This window comes from Scleromatobacter humisilvae, from assembly GCF_023231945.1.
Classification (GTDB): domain Bacteria; phylum Pseudomonadota; class Gammaproteobacteria; order Burkholderiales; family Burkholderiaceae_C; genus Scleromatobacter; species Scleromatobacter humisilvae.
Genome location: NZ_JAJLJH010000001.1, coordinates 863,067 through 880,460 on the forward strand (window position 1 = coordinate 863,067; position 17,394 = coordinate 880,460).

General features: G+C 68.4%; 22 protein-coding genes and 1 tRNA gene. 5 read left to right on the top strand and 18 right to left on the bottom strand.

All coding sequences use genetic code 11. The features are described from left to right. Window position 1: 1 nt before the first annotated feature. Complete coding sequence (locus tag LPC04_RS04055) at window positions 2-379, top strand: COG4315 family predicted lipoprotein (RefSeq protein WP_275680901.1); 378 nt, start codon at window positions 2-4, stop codon at window positions 377-379. Here the strand turns inward: LPC04_RS04055 and LPC04_RS04060 are convergent. The 10 genes from LPC04_RS04060 to petA all read right to left on the bottom strand — a co-directional run bounded on the left by LPC04_RS04060 (window position 369) and on the right by petA (window position 7,874). Next, on the bottom strand, window positions 369-1,115 hold the full coding sequence (locus LPC04_RS04060; protein ID WP_275680902.1) for an amino acid ABC transporter ATP-binding protein: 747 nt from the start codon (window positions 1,113-1,115) through the stop codon (window positions 369-371). The genes LPC04_RS04055 and LPC04_RS04060 overlap by 11 nt on opposite strands. Further along, window positions 1,112-1,849 (bottom strand): amino acid ABC transporter permease, encoded by a 738-nt coding sequence (locus LPC04_RS04065; RefSeq protein WP_275680903.1) that lies wholly within the window; start codon window positions 1,847-1,849, stop codon window positions 1,112-1,114. Before LPC04_RS04065 ends, LPC04_RS04060 begins: the two co-directional genes overlap by 4 nt. A gap of 10 nt (window positions 1,850-1,859) precedes the next feature. Continuing rightward, complete coding sequence (locus LPC04_RS04070) at window positions 1,860-2,555, bottom strand: amino acid ABC transporter permease (RefSeq protein WP_275680904.1); 696 nt, start codon at window positions 2,553-2,555, stop codon at window positions 1,860-1,862. A gap of 13 nt (window positions 2,556-2,568) precedes the next feature. Then, window positions 2,569-3,396, bottom strand: a complete 828-nt coding sequence (locus tag LPC04_RS04075; protein ID WP_420854707.1) for an ABC transporter substrate-binding protein — start codon at window positions 3,394-3,396, stop codon at window positions 2,569-2,571. Between the two features lie 127 nt (window positions 3,397-3,523). Continuing rightward, window positions 3,524-3,599, bottom strand: a tRNA-Thr gene (locus tag LPC04_RS04080). A 29-nt stretch (window positions 3,600-3,628) separates the two neighbouring features. Next, entirely contained in the window at window positions 3,629-4,186 is a 558-nt protein-coding gene (locus tag LPC04_RS04085; protein WP_275680906.1) for a ClpXP protease specificity-enhancing factor, read from the bottom strand. Between the two features lie 82 nt (window positions 4,187-4,268). After that, complete coding sequence (locus LPC04_RS04090) at window positions 4,269-4,883, bottom strand: glutathione S-transferase N-terminal domain-containing protein (protein ID WP_275680907.1); 615 nt, start codon at window positions 4,881-4,883, stop codon at window positions 4,269-4,271. Between the two features lie 88 nt (window positions 4,884-4,971). Further along, a complete protein-coding gene (locus LPC04_RS04095) occupies window positions 4,972-5,733 on the bottom strand; it encodes a cytochrome c1 (protein ID WP_275680908.1) in 762 nt (253 codons plus the stop codon). A 23-nt stretch (window positions 5,734-5,756) separates the two neighbouring features. Further along, window positions 5,757-7,190 carry a cytochrome b gene (locus tag LPC04_RS04100; RefSeq protein ID WP_275680909.1) on the bottom strand — a complete coding sequence of 478 codons (1,434 nt, stop codon included), beginning with the start codon at window positions 7,188-7,190 and terminating at the stop codon, window positions 5,757-5,759. 66 nt (window positions 7,191-7,256) lie between these two features. Beyond that, the gene (gene petA / locus LPC04_RS04105; protein ID WP_275680910.1) at window positions 7,257-7,874 is read right to left on the bottom strand and encodes a ubiquinol-cytochrome c reductase iron-sulfur subunit; all 618 of its coding nucleotides are present in this window, start codon (window positions 7,872-7,874) and stop codon (window positions 7,257-7,259) included. A 252-nt stretch (window positions 7,875-8,126) separates the two neighbouring features. Here petA and mscL point away from each other — a divergent pair, with 252 nt between their 5' ends. Further along, window positions 8,127-8,543 (top strand): large conductance mechanosensitive channel protein MscL, encoded by a 417-nt coding sequence (mscL, locus tag LPC04_RS04110; RefSeq protein WP_275680911.1) that lies wholly within the window; start codon window positions 8,127-8,129, stop codon window positions 8,541-8,543. A gap of 74 nt (window positions 8,544-8,617) precedes the next feature. Here mscL and pdxA read toward each other — a convergent pair whose 3' ends face one another. Continuing rightward, the gene (pdxA, locus tag LPC04_RS04115; RefSeq protein WP_275680912.1) at window positions 8,618-9,676 is read right to left on the bottom strand and encodes a 4-hydroxythreonine-4-phosphate dehydrogenase PdxA; all 1,059 of its coding nucleotides are present in this window, start codon (window positions 9,674-9,676) and stop codon (window positions 8,618-8,620) included. A 68-nt stretch (window positions 9,677-9,744) separates the two neighbouring features. Here pdxA and LPC04_RS04120 point away from each other — a divergent pair, with 68 nt between their 5' ends. Together LPC04_RS04120 and LPC04_RS04125 are read left to right on the top strand one after the other, a co-directional pair. Continuing rightward, window positions 9,745-11,607: a DUF885 domain-containing protein gene (locus tag LPC04_RS04120; RefSeq protein WP_275680913.1), complete on the top strand. Its 1,863-nt coding sequence runs from the start codon at window positions 9,745-9,747 to the stop codon at window positions 11,605-11,607. After that, window positions 11,607-12,770: a S1C family serine protease gene (locus tag LPC04_RS04125; RefSeq protein ID WP_275680914.1), complete on the top strand. Its 1,164-nt coding sequence runs from the start codon at window positions 11,607-11,609 to the stop codon at window positions 12,768-12,770. The genes LPC04_RS04120 and LPC04_RS04125 overlap by 1 nt, the downstream gene beginning before the upstream one ends. A gap of 7 nt (window positions 12,771-12,777) precedes the next feature. Here LPC04_RS04125 and tatC read toward each other — a convergent pair whose 3' ends face one another. The 7 genes from tatC to hisI form a co-directional block, all read right to left on the bottom strand. After that, window positions 12,778-13,548 (bottom strand): twin-arginine translocase subunit TatC, encoded by a 771-nt coding sequence (gene tatC / locus LPC04_RS04130; RefSeq protein ID WP_275680915.1) that lies wholly within the window; start codon window positions 13,546-13,548, stop codon window positions 12,778-12,780. A 41-nt stretch (window positions 13,549-13,589) separates the two neighbouring features. Further along, the gene (gene tatB, locus LPC04_RS04135; RefSeq protein ID WP_275680916.1) at window positions 13,590-14,108 is read right to left on the bottom strand and encodes a Sec-independent protein translocase protein TatB; all 519 of its coding nucleotides are present in this window, start codon (window positions 14,106-14,108) and stop codon (window positions 13,590-13,592) included. Window positions 14,109-14,119: 11 nt separating this feature from the next. Further along, the gene (tatA, locus tag LPC04_RS04140; RefSeq protein WP_275680917.1) at window positions 14,120-14,350 is read right to left on the bottom strand and encodes a Sec-independent protein translocase subunit TatA; all 231 of its coding nucleotides are present in this window, start codon (window positions 14,348-14,350) and stop codon (window positions 14,120-14,122) included. Window positions 14,351-14,446: 96 nt separating this feature from the next. Beyond that, entirely contained in the window at window positions 14,447-14,794 is a 348-nt protein-coding gene (locus LPC04_RS04145; protein WP_275680918.1) for a histidine triad nucleotide-binding protein, read from the bottom strand. 14 nt (window positions 14,795-14,808) lie between these two features. Continuing rightward, complete coding sequence (locus LPC04_RS04150) at window positions 14,809-15,156, bottom strand: DUF4870 family protein (RefSeq protein ID WP_275680919.1); 348 nt, start codon at window positions 15,154-15,156, stop codon at window positions 14,809-14,811. A gap of 14 nt (window positions 15,157-15,170) precedes the next feature. Continuing rightward, window positions 15,171-15,530: a phosphoribosyl-ATP diphosphatase gene (locus LPC04_RS04155; RefSeq protein WP_275680920.1), complete on the bottom strand. Its 360-nt coding sequence runs from the start codon at window positions 15,528-15,530 to the stop codon at window positions 15,171-15,173. Then, a complete protein-coding gene (gene hisI, locus LPC04_RS04160; RefSeq protein ID WP_275680921.1) occupies window positions 15,527-15,916 on the bottom strand; it encodes a phosphoribosyl-AMP cyclohydrolase in 390 nt (129 codons plus the stop codon). The genes LPC04_RS04155 and hisI overlap by 4 nt, the downstream gene beginning before the upstream one ends. Window positions 15,917-16,029: 113 nt before the next feature. Between hisI and LPC04_RS04165 the strand changes: the two genes are divergently transcribed. Continuing rightward, window positions 16,030-17,391, top strand: a complete 1,362-nt coding sequence (locus LPC04_RS04165) for a hypothetical protein (protein ID WP_275680922.1) — start codon at window positions 16,030-16,032, stop codon at window positions 17,389-17,391. Window positions 17,392-17,394: the final 3 nt, after the last annotated feature.

Sequence of the window (17,394 nt, forward strand, 5' to 3'; positions counted from 1 at the left end):
CATGATCAAGGCCAGCGGCATCGCCGCCGTGCTTGCCGTCGCCGCGCTGGCCGCGGCCGCCGCGTCGAACCCGGCGCCCGCCGCGTCTTCCAACGGCGTCCTCGCCACGCCCGCGGGCGCGACGCTCTACACGTTCGACAAGGACACCGCGGGCAGCGGCAAGAGCGCCTGCAACGGGCCGTGCGCCACGAACTGGCCGCCGCTCGCGGCGCAGGCCGCCGACACGGGGTCGGGCGACTGGTCCATCGTCACGCGCGACGACGGCTCGAAGCAGTGGGCCTACAAGGGCTGGCCGCTCTACACCTTCGCCAGGGACGCCAGGCCCGGCGACACCACCGGCGACGGCAAGGGCAACGTCTGGCACCTCGTCAAGGGCTGACGCGGGCGAACGGCGAGCGGATGTCGGCCAGGAACTGCCGCGCGCGCGGGTGCTGCGGGTGGTTGAAGAACTCGTCCGGCGAGGCACGCTCCAGGATGCGGCCCTGGTCCATGAACAGCACGCGGTGCGCGACGTCGCGCGCGAAGCCCATCTCGTGCGTGACCACCACCAGCGTCATGCCGTCGCGCACCAGGTCGCGCATCACCTGCAGCACCTCGCCCACCATCTCCGGATCGAGCGCGCTGGTGGGCTCGTCGAACAGCATCAGCGGCGGCTCCGTGGCGAGCGCGCGCGCGATCGCGACACGCTGCTGCTGTCCGCCCGACAGCTCCGACGGCCACGCGTTCGCCTTGTGGGCCAGCCCGACGCGCTCCAGCAGCGCCATCGCCTTCTCGTGCGCCTGCGCCGGCCGCGCGCCGCCGATCGTGATCGGCGCGAGCGTGCAGTTCTGCAGCACGGTCAGGTGCGGAAACAGGTTGAACTGCTGGAACACGAAGCCGATGCGCGAGCGCAGCTTGTTGACGTCGACGCCGCGGCGGTGGATGTCCTCGCCGTCCAGCGTGATCGTGCCGGAGGCGATGTCCTCCAGCCGGTTGACGGTGCGGATCAGCGTGGACTTGCCCGAGCCCGACGGCCCGCACACGACCACGACCTCGCCCTTGGCGATGGTCTCGTCGATGTCGACGAGCGCGTGGTAGTCGCCGTACCACTTGTTGACTTTGCTGAACTGGATCATGCGGTGGGCACGTTGGAGATGGCGGGAGAACCCGGCGAGCGCGCGGGGCGCGGCAGGTTGCGGCGCGCCTGGCGCCGCTCGATCATGAGCGCTACGCGCGAGAGCCCGAAGCACAGGACGAAGTACATCAGGCTCAGGATCAGGTAGACGGCGGTCGGATGCACGAACACCTGCGAATTGACCTGAGTGGCGATGAACGACGCCTCGGTCAGGCCGATGATGTAGCCCAGCGACGTGGCCTTGATCGTCGAGACGAACTGGTTGACCAGCGACGGCAGCATGCTGCGCAGCGCCTGCGGCAGGATCACGCGCCGCATCGCGCGGCCGTGGCTCAGGCCCAGCGCGCGCGCGGCCTCGTACTGGCCCTTGGGCACGCCCTGGATGCCGGCGCGCACGATTTCGCCGAGGTAGACGCCGTCGAACACGACCAGCGCGATCAGCATGGTGGCGAACTGGTCGGTCTTGTGGCCGGTGACGGTGGGCAGGTAGAAGTAGATCCAGAACACCATCAGCAGCAGCGGGATGCCGCGCACGAGGTACGCGATCACCGTGACGGGCCGGCGCAGCGCGGCGACGCTGCTGACGCGCGCCAGGCCCAGCAGCAGCCCGATGGGCATGGCCAGCAGCAGCGCGAGCGCGGCCAGCAGCACCGTCGCGGCCACGCCGCCCAGCGGTCCCTGCGGATACTGGCCGACCAGGAAATACAGCCAGTAGGTCTGGACGAGCTCGATCACGGCGCCGTCCTCACAGCGTGCGCACCGGCCAGCGCCGGTGGATCCAGGTGGCCACGGCCGTCAGCGCCAGCGAACCCGCGAGGTAGGCCGCGGTGACGAAGCCGAAGGCCTCGACGCTGTGGAACGCCGCCGTCTCCACGCGCGCCGCCTGGTACATCATCTCGCCCACGCCGATGACGGTGGCGACGCTGGTGTCGTTCCACAGGATGATGACCTGCGACAGCAGCGGCGGCACCGTCACGCGCAGCGCCTGTGGCAGCACGACGCGGCGCATCGCGGGGAGGAAGCCGAGCCCGAGCGCGCGCGCGGCCTCGAACTGCACGGCCGGGATCGCACGGATGCCGCTGCGGATGTTCTCGGCCATGAACGCGGCCGCGTACAGCGTGAGGCCGATCGCGGCGGCGACGAATTCGTAGCTGCCGGCGTACAGCCGTTCCTTGAGCGCGTCGGGCAGCAGCTCCGGCGCGCCGAAGTACCAGAACAGCAGGTGCGCGATCAGCGGCACGTTGCGGATCAGCTCGACGTAGCCGGTGCCGATCCATTGCAGCGCGCGGTACGGCGCGAGCCGCAGGAGCGCGATCACGATGGCCAGCGGCAGCGCGCAGGCGATCGTGATGCCGGCGAGCTTCAGCGAGACCAGCAGTCCGGCCACCAGCCAGTCGTGGTACTGGCCGTGCAGCAGCAGCTGGAGGTCGAAGCCGGGCATCGAGAGCCGGCGATCAGATCTTGTCGGAGTCCATCTTGAACGAGCGCTTGTCGAACTGCAGCTTGGTCGTGGGGCCGTACCACTTCAGGAAGATCTTGTCGGCTTCGCCGGACTGCTCCAGGCCGGCCAGCGTGTCGTCGACCACCTTCTTCAGCGCGGGTTCGTTCTTGCGCAGGCCCAGCGCCAGCGGCTCGGTGCTGAGGTTGGTCGGCAGGATCCTGTAGTCCTTCTTGGCCGGACCCAGCTTGGCGAGGTCGTCGATCAGCGTGGCTTCGTCGTTGACATAGCCCGCGCCCTTGCCCTGCTGCAGCGCCTGGAAGGCCTGCTGCGTGGTCTCGAAGGTGACGACGTCGACACTGGGCACCGCCTTGCGCACATTGGCCTCCTGCGTGCCGCCCTTGACGGTCAGCACCTTCTTGCCGGCCAGCTGCGGCACGTCGGCGATGCCGCTGCTGGCCTTGACCATCACCTTCTGCCCGGTGACGAAGGTCGTCAGCGAGAAGTCGATCTGCGCCTCGCGCTCCTTGTTGTGCGTCAGCGAGGCCGCCAGCACGTCGACGCGCCCCTGCTGCAGCTCGGGGATGCGCGCGGCCACGGCGATCTGCTTGAACACCGGCTTGACACCGATCTTGGCCGCGATGGCCTTCGCCAGGTCGACCTCGTAGCCGACGATCTCGCGCGTCTTCGGGTCGACGAAGCTGTTGGGCTCGTCGGTGCCGAGCACGCCGAACACGATCTCGCCCTTCTTCCTGATGTCGTCCAGCTGGTCGGCATGGGCCGCGGAGACGAACGCCGTGGCGGCGATCAGGAGGGCGAGGAACTTGCGGGTACGGGTCTGCATCGTCTTCATGGCGTCGTTGTCGAGTGACCGCAGGTTAAGGGGCATCGAGTATGCGACGAAGCGCCAAAAAAGAATATCGATGCGCGACCCGCGGGCTCGCCGGATCGCCATCCGGACGCGAAGCGGATGGTGCCGACTATCCGAATCGAACGGATGACCTCCCGCTTACAAGGCGGATGCTCTACCAGCTGAGCTAAGTCGGCATGCGGGGCGGGGTGCCCCGACTGGGACTTTACTTGATGCGCTTGAGCGCCGGGCGCGGGCTGGCGGGCGCGGGCGTGGGGGCGTCGGGCGGGTCGGTGTCGTCGTCCTCGGCGGGCTCGGCGGGCGTGCCCTCGTCCGCCTGGGCGGTGGCAGGGGCCAGGCGCAGGCCGCGCGGGGCGCCGTCGGAGGCCGGGGCCTGCGAATGGCTCACCGGGCCGCTGTTGTCGCCGACGCTGGCCTCGCCCTCGCCGGTGGGCATGGGGAAGGCCATGCCCTGGCCGTTCTCGCGGGCGTAGATCGCCACGACGTGGTCGACGGGCACCAGGATGTCGCGCGCCATGCCGCCGAAGCGGGCTCGGAACTCGATGAAGTCGTTGCCCAGCTTCAGGCCGCTGGTGGCCTCGAAGCCGACGTTGAGCACGATCTCGTTGTTCTTGACGTACTCCATCGGCACCTGCACCGAGCGGTCGACGTGGACGGCCAGGTAGGGCGTGAAGCCGTTGTCGGTGCACCAGTCGTGCAGCGCACGGATCAGGTAGGGCCGCGTGGAGCTGCCGGGAATCTCGGTGGTGCTGACCTGGGTCATGAACGACGGATGGGAACAGGTGCGGGAGACGGGCGACGAGGACGCCGGCCCGGGCAACAGGCCCGGGGCCGGCGGCTGCGTCTTACTTGCGCATGACCTTTTCCGAAGGCGTCAGCGCCTCGATGTAGGCCGGGCGCGAGAAGATGCGCTCCGCGTACTTCAGCAGCGGCGCGGCGTTCTTCGACAGCTCGATGCCGTAGTAGTCGATGCGCCACAGCAGCGGGGCGATCGCGACGTCGAGCATCGAGAAGTCGTCGCCCAGCATGTACTTGTTCTTCAGGAAGATCGGCGCGAGCTGCGTGAGGCGGTCGCGGATCTGCGCGCGCGCCTTCTCGAGCTGCTTGTCGTTGGGCTTGACGCCGCCACGGCCTTCCAGGATGTTGACGTTCGAGAACAGTTCCTTCTCGAAGTTGAACAGGAACAGGCGCACGCGGGCACGCGCGACCGGGTCGCCCGGCATCAGCTGCGGGTGCGGGAAGCGCTCGTCGATGTACTCGTTGATGATGTGCGACTCGTACAGGATGAGGTCACGTTCGACGAGGATGGGCACCTCGTTGTACGGATTCATCAGCGCGATGTCTTCGGGCTTGGCAAAGAGATCGACGTCGCGGATCTCGAAGTCCATTCCCTTTTCGAACAGCACGAAGCGGCAGCGGTGCGAGTACGGGTCGGTGGTTCCTGAATACAGCACCATCATGGCGGGGGGCTCCGTCGAAAAATCAATCGTCAAAAAACAGTCGACCGGCAAGCCGGTCGGGATACCTCAAGGGCGGTCGCGAAAGACGCTATCTCACGTCTTTCCAGTACGCCGCATTCAGCCGCCAACAGACCACCCAGAACAAGCCGAGGAAGATGAGCACCCAGACACCCAGCTTCACGCGGAAATTCTGCGCCGGTTCGCTCATCCATTGCAGGTAGGCAACGAGATCCGCGACGTCGGCGTTGTAATCGGCTGGGCTGAGCGTGCCCGGGGTCTCCAGCTTGAGACCCTTGAACACATGCTCGACCTGTCCGCCCTCTCCCTTTTCGTCCTCAAAAACCGCGCGCTGGGTGCCCTGGAGCTCCCACAGCACGTGCGGCATGCCGACGTTCGGGAAAACGCGATTATTCCATCCCGTGGGCCTCGTCTCGTCCCGATAGAAAGATCTGAGGTAGGTATAGAGGTAATCCGCCCCAGATCCGTTGGCACCGGAACGGGAGCGAGCGATCACCGACAGGTCGGGCGGGACGGTTCCGAAGAAGGCCTTGGCATCCTGGGGAGCCAGGGAGGTCTTCATCAGGTCGCCCACCTTGTCGCCGGCGAACAGCAGATTGGATTTTATCTGATCGTCGGACAGGCCGATGTCGTGCATGCGGTTGTAGCGCATGTACGAGGCCTGGTGGCAGTTGAGGCAGTAGTTGACGAACAGCTTGGCGCCGTGCTGCAGGGCGGCCTGATCGGTCAGGCGCTCCATGGGGAACTTGTCCCAGGCCGGGCCGCCTTCCTGGGCAAAGGCCGCGCCGCAGAACGCGAGCGCCACGACGATGCTGGCGATGAAACGCTTCATGAGGGTGTGTTGGTTCATGGCGATCAATGCGCGTGGAAGGTGACGCGGTCCGGAACGGGCTTGAACGTGCCCATCTGGCTCCACCACGGCATCAGCAGGAAGAAACCGAAGTAGATCAGCGTGCCGATCTGCGAGATGGCCGTCTTGAGCGGGTCCGGCGGCTCGATGCCGAGGTAGCCCAGGATCATGAAGGTGACCACGAACACGCCGTAGACCGCCTTGTGCCAGCCCGGACGGTAGCGGATCGACTTGACCGGGCTCTTGTCCAGCCAGGGCATGAAGAACAGGATCAGGACGGAGCCGCCCATCACCAGAACGCCCCAGAACTTGGCGTCGCAGCCGGACAGCGCCGTGATGCCGGTAATCTTCAGCGTGCCGATGCCGATCAGCACCAGCACCGCGCCGACGGCGATCAGCAGCTTGCCCAGCCCGCCGAACCGGCCCTTCCACAGCGCGAGGATCGCCGCGACGGCCACGATGATGCGGAACCACACGAGCATGTCGTCGGTGGTGGCGCGCAGCATCGAGTAGAACGGCGTGAAGTACCAGACCGGCGCGATGTGCGGCGGCGTCTTCAGCGAGTCGGCCGGGATGAAGTTGTTGGCCTCGAGGAAGTAGCCGCCCATCTCCGGCGCGAAGAACACGACCGCGCTGAACAGGATCAGGAAGCCGACCACGCCCATCAGGTCGTGCACGGTGTAGTACGGGTGGAACGGGATGCCGTCCAGCGGGATGCCGTTGGCGTCCTTCCTGGCCTTGATCTCGACGCCGTCCGGATTGTTCGAGCCGACCTCGTGCAGCGCGATGATGTGCGCGACGACCAGGCCCAGCAGGATCAGCGGGATCGCGATCACGTGGAAGCTGAAGAAGCGGTTGAGCGTGGCGTCCGACACCACGTAGTCGCCGCGGATCATCAGCGACAGGTCGGGCCCGACGAAGGGGATCGCCGAGAACAGGTTGACGATCACCTGCGCGCCCCAGTACGACATCTGGCCCCAGGGCAGCAGGTAGCCCATGAAGGCCTCGCCCATCAGGCACAGGAAGATCGCGCAGCCGAAGATCCACACGAGCTCCCGGGGTTTCCGGTACGAGCCGTACAGGAAGCCGCGGAACATGTGCATGTAGACGACGATGAAGAACGCCGAGGCCCCGGTGGAGTGCATGTAGCGCACCAGCCAGCCCCAGGGGACGTCGCGCATGATGTACTCGACCGACGCGAACGCGAGCGTCGCATCGGGCTTGTAGTGCATCACCAGGAAGATGCCCGTCACGATCTGGATCACCAGCACCAGCGTCGCGAGGATGCCGAAGAAGTACCAGAAGTTGAAGTTCTTCGGCGCGTAGTACTCGGAAGCGTGGTCCTTCCAGAGCTTGGTCGCGGGGAAGCGGTTGTCGACCCAGGTCAGCAGCTTGACACCGGCAGAGGCGTTGGCGGGGGCTACCTTGAATTCAGACATGCGGTCCTCTTGTTTTGATTCAGCGGCCTGGCGCGCGGCGCCGGCGTTTGTCTCGGAATCTCGGGATCAGGCTTCTTTCTTGTCTTCGCCGATCACCAGCCTGCTGTCGCTCAGGTACATGTGCGGCGGCACGCGCAGGTTGTCCGGCGCGGGCTTGTTCTTGAACACGCGCCCGGCCAGGTCGAACGTCGAACCGTGGCAGGGGCACAGCCAGCCGCCGGGCCAGTCGGCGGGCAGCGAGGGTTGCGCGCCGGCCGCGAACTTGTCGCCGGGCGAGCAGCCCAGGTGCGTGCAGATGCCGACGACCACGAGGACATCGGGCTTGATCGAACGATGCTCGTTGCGCGCGTAGGGCGGCGTCTGTTCGTCGGGGTTGCGCTTCGAATCGGGGTCGGCCAGTTCGGCGGTGTCCTTGGACAGCGAGGCGACCATCTCGGGCGAGCGGCGCACGATCCAGACCGGCTGGCCGCGCCATTCGACCGTCTTCTTCTCGCCGACCTTGATGTCGCCGATGTCCACCTCCACCGCGGCGCCCGCGGCCTTGGCCCGCTCGGACGGCGCGAAGGTGCTCACGAACGGCACCGCCGTCGCCAGGCCTGCCACCGCTCCCACACCGCACGTGGCGGCCACCCACATCCGTTTGCTTTCGTCGATCCCGTCGTGCACTACAACGCTTTCACTCATGAGCATCCTCGAGCTGAATTTCAGTTCTGGGCAACGCCATTGAGTTTAGCGTGCACAACCACGCGTTCGAGTGACCTGCGCACCACAGGCAAACCCTTGGTACGCCAACTCGCACACGGGCCGCCGACGCCCGGTGTTGACGCGATTCCCAGCGCGGTAATACTGCGATCCGGACATTGCGTGCAGGCGGGTCTCGACGTGCACCCACAATGATCTCGATCAGTTCAACGCTACAAATTCAGGAGAAGGCTCATGGGATTCGCAACGGAATTCAAGGAATTCGCCGTCAAGGGCAACGTGATGGATCTCGCCGTCGGCGTGATCATCGGCGCGGCCTTCGGCAAGATCGTCGACTCGGTCGTCAACGACCTGATCATGCCGCTGGTGAGCAAGGTCACGGGCGGGCTCGACTTCTCGAACTACTTCATCCCGCTCGCGGGCCAGACGAGCACCGTGCTGGCCGACGCCAAGAAGGCCGGCGCCGTGTTCGCGTACGGCAACTTCATCACCGTGGCGATCAACTTCATCATCCTCGCGTTCATCATCTTCCTGATGGTCAAGCAGATCAACAAGCTGAAGCGCAACACGCCGCCGCCGGTCGCGCCGCCCGCGCCGACGCCGGAAGACGTCATGCTGCTGCGCGAGATCCGCGACTCGCTGAAAAAGTGATGTCGTGACGTTGCGCGCACCGGCGCGCAACTGAATCGGACAAGCCGCCCGCCCGCGAGGGCCGGCGGCTTTTCTCATGGCGCCAGCCGACGCGCCATCTTCACCGCGGCGACGAGGCTCGCGGGATCGGCCACGCCGCGCCCGGCGATGTCGAACGCCGTGCCGTGATCCGGGCTGGTGCGCACGAACGGCAACCCCAGCGTGACGTTGACGCCCTGCTCCACGCCGAGGTACTTGACCGGGATCAGGCCGTGGTCGTGCGTCATCGCGACGACGAAGTCGAATTCGCCCGGCTTGCCGGCCGCGTCGCGGGCGCGCATGAAGACCGTGTCCGGCGCGAACGGCCCGCTGGCCGCGATGCCGGCGGCGCGCGCCTGCGCGATGGCTGGCGCGATGAGCTCGATCTCCTCGTCGCCGAACAGGCCCCCCTCGCCCGCATGCGGGTTCAGGCCGGCGACGGCGATGCGCGGCGCGGCCAGGCCGAAGCGCAGGCCGGCCGCGTGCGTGATGGCCAGCGTGTCGACGATGCCCTGCGTGGACAGCGCATCGATGGCGCGCCGCAGGCTCATGTGGATCGTCACCAGCACCACGCGCAGCTCGTCGTTGGTCAGCATCATGCGCACCGGCGGCGGCGGCTCGCCCGGCGCCGCGGCCAGCGACTGCAGCATCTCGGTGTGGCCGGGAAACTTGACGCCCGCGGCCGACAGCGCCTCCTTGTGGATCGGCGCCGTGACGATCGCGCGGCCCGCACCCTCGCGCATCCAAGCGACGGCCTGCTCGATGCAGCGCGCGGCGGCGGCGCCGGCGCGCGCATCGACCGCGCCGAACGCCAGCGTCGCCAGGCCGCCTTCGAGGCCGGCGGACGCGCACACGGCCAGCGTGCCGGGCGGGCAGGCCGCGAGGTCGGACGGGTGCTCGAGCGCCGCCAGCGGCATCGTCAATCCGCAGGCCGCGACGGCACGCCGCAGCACGCCCACGTCGCCCACCACGACCGCGTCGCCGAGCTCGCCGGCAGCCGCGGCCTTGGCGATGATCTCGGGGCCGATGCCGCTCGCGTCGCCCATCGTGACGAGCAACGGCAGCCTCGCGCGGGACGCTGACATGTCGACGGCGGCGGTGTGGTGCGTGGGCATCGAACCGATTGTTCCACGGTGGCGCCGCGTGCCACACTCGTCGCTTCGAAGTCCCTGCCGCGACCGCCGTGACTCTTCCATACCGACTCAGGATCCAACTGGCCGTCGTCGCGCTGTGCGCCGCCGCCGCGTCCCACGCGCAACCGCTGGCCACGCCGAGGACGCCACTCGCGCCGTCGCCCGGCGACGCCCGGCGCTTCCACGCCACGCTCGAGGCGACGCGCTTTCGCGCGCTGCTGGACGCCGACTGGCAATGGCACATGCAGCAGTTCCCGGAGTGGGCGACGGCCGTCGGCGACCATCGCTACGACGACAAGCTGCGCGATGCCTCGCCCGAGGCCGTCGCGCGCATCGAGCAGCATGAGCGCGACCACCTGAAGGCGCTGAAGCATGTCGACGTCGACGTGCTGTCCGGCGAGGACCGCATCTCCTACGACTTCGCGCTGCAGGACGCCCAGCTGGCCGTCGACTGGCAGAAGTACCCGGCCATGCACACGCGCGTGATCTCCGCCAAGAACGGCGTGCAGCTGGGCCTGCCGTCGATGATGCAGGACTTCCCCGTGCGCACCGAGCTCGACGCGCGCCACGCGCTGGCGCGCCTGAAGGCGATGCCGCAGCGCATCGCGCAGGACATCTTCTGGCTGCGCGAAGGCAAGCGCCTGGGCTGGGTCACGTTCAAGGCGTCGCTGTCGCAGGTACCCGACCAGATCGACAAGCTGCTGGCCAAGCCGCTCACCGAGCAACCGCTGCTCGCGCCGTTCACGCACCTGCCCGCCGACGTGCCCGCGGACGTCAGGACGGCGCTGCAGGACGAGGCCGCCAGCGTGCTGCAGGCGCAGGTCGCGCCGGCCTTCCTCGAGCTGCGCAAGGTGGTCGTCGACGAGCTGCTGCCGGTGAGCCCCGAGGACGGCGCGATGAGTGCCTATCCGGATGGCGTCGAGGTCTACAAGCTGTTCGTGCGCGGCTCGACGACGCTGCCGCTCGACGCCAAGGCCGTGCACCAGATCGGGCTGGACGAGATGGCGCGCATCCACGCCCAGATCGACGCCGTGATGAAACAGGTCGGCTTCACCGGCAGCTACGCCGAGTTCGCCGACCAGCTCGCGCACGACCCGAAGTACTTCTACACGAACGGCGACGAGCTGCTGGCCGGCTATCGCGACATCGCCAAGCGCATCGACCCGCAGCTCACGAAGCTGTTCGTGACGCTGCCGCGCACGCCGTACGGCATCCGCGCGATCCCCAGCTACCAGGGCGCGAACACGGTGGAGTTCTATTCGCCGGGCGCCGCCGACGCCTCGACGCCCGGCTGGTTCAACGCCAACGCCGTCGCGCTCGCGTCGCGTCCCAAGTGGGCGATGGCCGACACCTTCCTGCACGAGGGCGTGCCGGGCCACCACCTGCAGATCTCGCGCGCGCACGAGCTGCTGCAGCTGCCGATGTTCCGCCGCACCGCGCTGGTCAACGCGTACGTCGAGGGCTGGGCGCTGTATGCCGAAAGCCTGGGCGACGAACTGGGCCTGTACGACGACCCGACCCTGCGCTACGGCTACCTGCGCGCGCAGGCCTGGCGCGCCGGCCGTCTGGTCGTCGACACCGGCATCCACGCGCTCGGCTGGACGCGGGCGCAGGCGATCGACTACCTGGTCGACAGCGCGGGCCTGGCGCGCGAGGATGCGACGGCCGAGGTCGACCGCTACGTCGTCTGGCCGGCCCAGGCACTCGGCTACAAGCTGGGCGAGCTGAAGATCCGCGACCTGCGCCAGAAGGCGCACGACGCGCTCGGCGACCGCTTCGACTTGCGTACGTTCAACCAGGAGATCATCGACCACGGCGCGCTGCCGCTGCCGGTGCTCGAACGCGTCATCGATGCGTGGGTCGTCCGCGCGAAGTCCGCGGCGCTGACCGCGCCGATCGCGGACGCCCGATGATGCGCAGGCTCTGGCTGCTGTTCGCCCAGGCGGTGACCATCGCGCTCGCCGTCGTCGTGGTGCTGGCCGCCTGGAAGCCGCAGTGGTGGGCGTCGTCGCGCACGCTCGTGGCCGCGCCCGCCCTGCCCGCGCCGGCGGTCGCGCCCGCGCTGCCCGCGCGCGGCGCGACGTCCACCAGCTTCGCCGCGGCGGTTCGGCGCGCGGCGCCGGCGGTCGTGTCGATCACCGCGAGCAAGACGACGCTGCGCCGCGCCGCGGCGGGCGCGCAGCAGCCCTGGCCGCGCGACTTCTTCAACGGCCGCAACCAGACGCAGACCGGCCTGGGCTCGGGCGTGCTGGTGTCGGCCGACGGCTACCTGCTGACCAACCAGCACGTGGTCGACGGCGCCGACGACATCGAGGTCACGCTGTCCGACGGCCGTTCCGCCAGCGCCAAGGTGGTGGGCACCGACGCCGACTCCGACCTCGCGCTGCTGAAGGTCTCGCTGGACAACGTGCCGGTGATCCCGTTCGGCGACATCAAGCAGGTCTCGGTCGGCGATCCGGTGCTGGCGATCGGCAACCCGTTCAACGTCGGCGAGACGGTGACGTCGGGCATCGTCAGCGCGCTTGATCGCAACCAGCTCGGGCTGTCGACGATCGAGAACTTCATCCAGACCGATGCCGCGATCAACCCGGGCAACTCGGGCGGCGCGCTCGTCGACAGCGAAGGCCGGCTCGTGGGCATCAACACCGCGATCTTCTCGCGCAGCGGCGGCAGCATGGGCATCGGCTTCGCGATCCCGGTGGACATCGCCCGCGAGGTGATGGACGCGCTCATCCGCGACGGCCAGATGACGCGCGGCTGGATCGGCGTGCAGCCGCGCGACCTGACGCCCGAGTTCGCCGACAGCTTCCAGCTGCCGGTCAAGGAAGGCGTGCTCGTCACCGGCGTGCTGCGCGACGGCCCCGCCGCGCAGGCCGGCCTGAAGCCGGGCGACGTGGTGACCGCGATCGGCGGCGTGAAGATCTCCAACACCGCGCAGCTGCTGCGCGCGGTCGGCGCGCTGAAGCCGCCGTCGAGCGCGGTGCTGGCGGTGCAGCGCGGCAGCGACGCGATGACGCTGAGCGTGCCGGTGGCCAAGCGCCCGCCGGCCAGGCCGCGCGACGCGGATCAGAACTGAGCCGCGCTCAGGACGCTTCGCTGGTGCTCTCTTCGGGCTTCTTGACCGTCAGCGCCGCGGCCCACAGCCCGACCTCGTAGAGCAGGCACATCGGGATCGCCAGCGCCAGCATCGACACCATGTCCGGCGGCGTGATGACGGCCGAGATGCAGAACGCGATGACGATGAAGTAGCCGCGGTATTCGCGCAGCTTGGCCACGCTCACGACGCCCATGCGCGCGAGCACGACGACCACGATCGGCACCTCGAAGGTGGCGCCGAAGGCCAGGAACATGGTCAGCACGAAGCCGAGGTAGGCCTCGATGTCCGGCGCCACGTTGACGCTCTTCGGCGCGAAGCTCTGGATGAAGTGGAACACGCGGCCGAACACGAAGAAGTAGCAGAACGCCACGCCGCCGATGAACAGCACCGTGCTCGAGACGACCAGCGGAAGCACCAGCCGCTTCTCGTGGCTGTAGAGGCCGGGCGCGATGAAGGCCCACAGCTGGTAAAGCACGACCGGCAGCGCCACGAGGAACGACAGCAGCAGCGTGATCTTCAGCGGCACCAGGAACGGCGAGATCACGTTGGTGGCGATCAGGTGCGAGCCCTGCGGCAGTTGCGCCACCAGCGGCTTGGCCAGCAGGTCGTACAGCGCGGCCGGGCCGGGGAAGAACGACAGGACGGCGAACACCACCGCCACCGCGATCAGCGACCGCACGAGGCGGTCGCGCAGCTCGATCAGATGCGCGACGAAGGGCTGCTCGGTGCCCGCGAGCTCGTCGTGTTGGTCGGCCATTCAGCGAATCCGGAAAAGGAAGGGGGCGGCGGCGATCGCGCTCAAATCGCGCTCCCGTTGCTGCCGCGCGGGCGGAAGCGCGCCACGCGCGCGGCGCCCGACTGCGCGTGCATGCGCACGCCGTTGCGTTGCTTGTACCAGGCCGGCACCGCCGCGCGCTTGACGCGCCAGTTCTTCTTCGGCGGCTTGTACGCCGGCGCCCTCGACCCGGCGTAGTGCGGCGTCGGATCGCTCGGATCGCGCGCCGTCATCACCGGCGGATCGCCGGCGTCGCCCAGCGACGACATCCCGCCCGCGATGGCGTCGCGGGTCTCGTTGAATTCCTTGTGCACGGTGTCGTGCACGTCGCGCGCGGCCGTCTCGAACTGCGAGCGCATCTTCTGCAACTCCTCGAGCTCGATCGACCGGTTGACCTCGGCCTTGACGTCCGCCACGTAGCGCTGCGCCTTGCCCAGCAGCGTGCCCACGGTGCGGGCGACGCGCGGCAGCTTCTCGGGCCCGATGACGATCAACGCCACCGCGCCGATCAGCGCCATCTTGTCGAAGCCGAAGTCGAGCATGCGTCAGCGGATCAGGTGCGCGTCTTCGTCTCGACGTCGACCGTGTTCGGGTCGCGCGCCGGATTGACGGGCACCTGCGGCGGCGTGCCGGGGGTGTCCGAACTGCCCTCGCGCATGCCGTCCTTGAAGCCCTTGACCGCGCCGCCGAGATCCTTGCCCATGTTCTTCAGCTTGCCCGTTCCGAAGATCAGCAAGACCACGACCAAAACGATCAACCAATGCCAGATGCTGAACGATCCCATAACGATTCTCCAAGGCGTACGGCCTGCCAACTCACGCGGCAGGTACACCCGGCATTCTAGTTGACCGCCGTGTCGGCTTCGCGAAGCTTCCGGGATTCACCCCTTGGCCCACGGCCTGGGGCCGCCGATCGCGTGCAGGTGCAGGTGCGCCACCTCCTGCCCGCCGTCCTGGCCCGTGTTGACCATGATGCGGAACCCGTTGGTCACGCCATGGTCGAGCATCAGCTTCGGGATCATCGCCATCATCCTGCCCAGCAGCGGCGCATCGGCCGGCGTCACCTCGACCATCGACGGGATGTGCCTCTTCGGGATCAGCAGCAGGTGCACCGGCGCCCACGGCGAGATGTCGTGGAACACGAGGATCTCGTCGTCCTCGTAGGCCTTGCGCGACGGGATCTTGCCGTCGACGAGCTTGCAGAAGATGCAGTTCGGGTCGTGGGACATCGCGGGCTCCTGGATCAGGCGGTCATCGGGCGGCGATCGTTGAACGCGATCCAGCCGCGCAGGCAACGGTAGAGGTACCACAGGCCGATCACGCCGTACGCGACCATGCCCGGCAGCGCGAACAGCAGCCACAGCGGGCTCGTCACCAGGAACCACAGCAGCGCGAACCAGAAGGTGCGCGCCTGCCAGCGCCAGTGGCTGCGGTAGAAGTCGTCAGGCAGGTCGCCGGACTTCACCAGGTTGATGAGGATGGCGATCACCGAGAAGATGCCGCCCGAGAACCACGTGACGGTGTGCAGCGCGTACATCACGTGCGTGAGCGTGCGCGGTTCCTCGCGCCAGGTCTGGACTTCTGTCGACATCGTTTCCTCCCGGATCAGGCCTTGGATTCGCCGTCGCGCTGCTGCGACTTGCGCAGCGCGAATTCCTCGAGGCCGGACAGCCCCTCGCGGCGCTCGAGCTCGCGGATCACGTCCGCCGGCGACAGGCCGAAGTGGCTCAGCGCGATCATCGAGTGGAACCACAGGTCGGCCACTTCGTAGACGATCTTCCTCGCGTCGCCGTCCTTGCCGGCCATCACGGTCTCGGTGGCCTCCTCGCCGACCTTCTTCAAGATCGCGTCGGTGCCCTTGTCGAACAGGCGCGCCACGTAGCTCGCGGCCGGGTCGCCGCCGTTGGCCGGCTTGCGCGATTCGATGACCGCCGCGAGGCGGGCCAGGCTGTCGTTGCCGCTCATTTGTAGATGCTCTCCGGATCCTTCAGCACCGGCTCGACCGGCGTCCACTGGCCGTCGACCAGCTTCTGGAAGAAGCAGCTGTGGCGGCCGGTGTGGCAGGCGATGCCGGGCTCGTGTCCCAGCTGGGTGACCTCGAGCAGCACGACGTCGTTGTCGCAGTCGAGCCGCAGCTGGTGCACCTGCTGCACGTGGCCGGACTCCTCGCCCTTGGCCCACAGCTTCTGGCGCGACCGGCTCCAGTAGACGGCGCGCCCGGTCTCGGCGGTGCGCGCGAGCGCCTCGCGGTTCATCCACGCGAACATCAGCACGTCGCCGGTGCCGCGCTCCTGCGCGATCGCGGGCACGAGGCCGTCGCGATCCCATTTCACTTCGTCGAGCCAGGTCATCCGTCGAGTGTAGCGAACCGCCGGCCGACGAGCCGGGCCGCCAAATAGAATGCACGCCACAGACCGGCGATGCCACGCATGCACAGCCGGCGCCATCCCCGGGAGGAAGTTCCATGTTCGTTCTGCTCGCGCCCGCGCGACCGCGCTGCCGTGCGCTCGTCGCCGTCCTCGTCCTCGGAGCCGCTCTTGCGGGCTGCGACGGGTCGCCGTCCGACAACCGGCCGATTCCGTTGACGATAACGGCCACCGACGCCAATGGCCCGCTCTCGCGCGGCAACCCGGCGATCTTCGTGTTCACCGTGACGAACCCGTCGTCCAGCGACGTGACGCGCGTGACGCTCAGCACCAGCAGCGTGCGGCTGGCGGACGGCACGTCGCCGCTGGCCACCCAGGGTGTCAGTTGCACGCCGCAGAACGCCACCTGCCCGATGTTCGACGCCGCCAACACCAGCACGTCGTTCACGCTTCCCGCCGGGGGCGTGCTCACCTTCACCGTCACCACCACCGTGACCGCCGACTACGACGGCCCCGTCGCGCAGGGGTTCGCGGCCAGCTCGATCGACCGCAGCGGCCAGACGGGCGCCGAGGCCCACGTCACGCTGGCCGATGCTCGCGAAGGCTACTACGAGCTGTTCAGCGCGACCGGCCTGCGCGACAACGTCGTCGTCGGCCTGCAGCCCGGCGCGATCAAGTTCGCCACGGCCCCGACCCAGACCGAGCACACCTTCGTGCAGCACCCCGCCGGCGACGTGTTCCCGTCGGGCGCGCTGTTCAACGCCGGGGCCAGCATCCTGGCAGGCCAGGCCGACTTCGGCCACGGCCCCGAGGCCTTCATCGGCATGAACACGCCGGTCGGCGACCCGGCCGACTACGACGGCAAGACCTTCACCGTGCTGGGCGTGACTCGTCCCGCCGGCGCGGCCGCGGCGAGCACCGTGCGCACGATGGCCATCGCCGGCACGACCATGACGGTGTGCGCCGACGCCACGCCGCAGACGATCGCGACCTGCCCGGCGGCATCGCTGCGCGCCTACGCGTTGACGAACAGCGGCCCGATCTTCACGGCCACCGACGCCGCCGACAACGACAGCTTCGACTTCCAGCTGGCGAGTTCCGGTGGCGGCGTGATCCTGCTGCAGGCCGACCAGTCGGCGGCCGGCAACGTCTTCGCAGTGGGCTTCGCCGACCCGGCGGTGCCGGCGGCCGGCTTCTCCGCCATCGGCGCGGTGGCGGGCACGCTGGTCGAGGGCTCGATGACCGCCGGCAGCTTCACGCTGCAGCCGATCGACCTGCAGCTCAACCCGGTCCTGCCGACCGCGAACGCGTCGCAGGGCGCGCCCCTGCCGGGCGGCCTGATCGGCGGCACGCGGGCCTCGGACGGCGCCGCCGTGATGCTGATGCAGCAGCACGGCCTGCTCGTGGTCAGCGGCCCGGGCGGCGAGCTCGACGTGCTGGTCGACCCGCGCGTCCGCTAGGAC

Bases quoted from the DNA above. Each gene is read 5' to 3' on its own strand.
- LPC04_RS04055 (WP_275680901.1), top strand. From the start codon at position 2: ATGATCAAGGCCAGCGGCATCGCCGCCGTGCTTGCCGTCGCCGCGCTG.
- LPC04_RS04060 (WP_275680902.1), bottom strand. From the start codon at position 1,115: ATGATCCAGTTCAGCAAAGTCAACAAGTGGTACGGCGACTACCACGCG.
- LPC04_RS04070 (WP_275680904.1), bottom strand. From the start codon at position 2,555: ATGCCCGGCTTCGACCTCCAGCTGCTGCTGCACGGCCAGTACCACGAC.
- LPC04_RS04075 (WP_420854707.1), bottom strand. From the start codon at position 3,396: ATGCAGACCCGTACCCGCAAGTTCCTCGCCCTCCTGATCGCCGCCACG.
- LPC04_RS04085 (WP_275680906.1), bottom strand. From the start codon at position 4,186: ATGACCCAGGTCAGCACCACCGAGATTCCCGGCAGCTCCACGCGGCCC.
- LPC04_RS04090 (WP_275680907.1), bottom strand. From the start codon at position 4,883: ATGATGGTGCTGTATTCAGGAACCACCGACCCGTACTCGCACCGCTGC.
- LPC04_RS04095 (WP_275680908.1), bottom strand. From the start codon at position 5,733: ATGAAGCGTTTCATCGCCAGCATCGTCGTGGCGCTCGCGTTCTGCGGC.
- LPC04_RS04100 (WP_275680909.1), bottom strand. From the start codon at position 7,190: ATGTCTGAATTCAAGGTAGCCCCCGCCAACGCCTCTGCCGGTGTCAAG.
- petA (WP_275680910.1), bottom strand. From the start codon at position 7,874: ATGAGTGAAAGCGTTGTAGTGCACGACGGGATCGACGAAAGCAAACGG.
- mscL (WP_275680911.1), top strand. From the start codon at position 8,127: ATGGGATTCGCAACGGAATTCAAGGAATTCGCCGTCAAGGGCAACGTG.
- pdxA (WP_275680912.1), bottom strand. From the start codon at position 9,676: ATGCCCACGCACCACACCGCCGCCGTCGACATGTCAGCGTCCCGCGCG.
- LPC04_RS04125 (WP_275680914.1), top strand. From the start codon at position 11,607: ATGCGCAGGCTCTGGCTGCTGTTCGCCCAGGCGGTGACCATCGCGCTC.
- tatC (WP_275680915.1), bottom strand. From the start codon at position 13,548: ATGGCCGACCAACACGACGAGCTCGCGGGCACCGAGCAGCCCTTCGTC.
- tatB (WP_275680916.1), bottom strand. From the start codon at position 14,108: ATGCTCGACTTCGGCTTCGACAAGATGGCGCTGATCGGCGCGGTGGCG.
- tatA (WP_275680917.1), bottom strand. From the start codon at position 14,350: ATGGGATCGTTCAGCATCTGGCATTGGTTGATCGTTTTGGTCGTGGTC.
- LPC04_RS04145 (WP_275680918.1), bottom strand. From the start codon at position 14,794: ATGTCCCACGACCCGAACTGCATCTTCTGCAAGCTCGTCGACGGCAAG.
- LPC04_RS04150 (WP_275680919.1), bottom strand. From the start codon at position 15,156: ATGTCGACAGAAGTCCAGACCTGGCGCGAGGAACCGCGCACGCTCACG.
- LPC04_RS04155 (WP_275680920.1), bottom strand. From the start codon at position 15,530: ATGAGCGGCAACGACAGCCTGGCCCGCCTCGCGGCGGTCATCGAATCG.
- hisI (WP_275680921.1), bottom strand. From the start codon at position 15,916: ATGACCTGGCTCGACGAAGTGAAATGGGATCGCGACGGCCTCGTGCCC.
- LPC04_RS04165 (WP_275680922.1), top strand. From the start codon at position 16,030: ATGTTCGTTCTGCTCGCGCCCGCGCGACCGCGCTGCCGTGCGCTCGTC.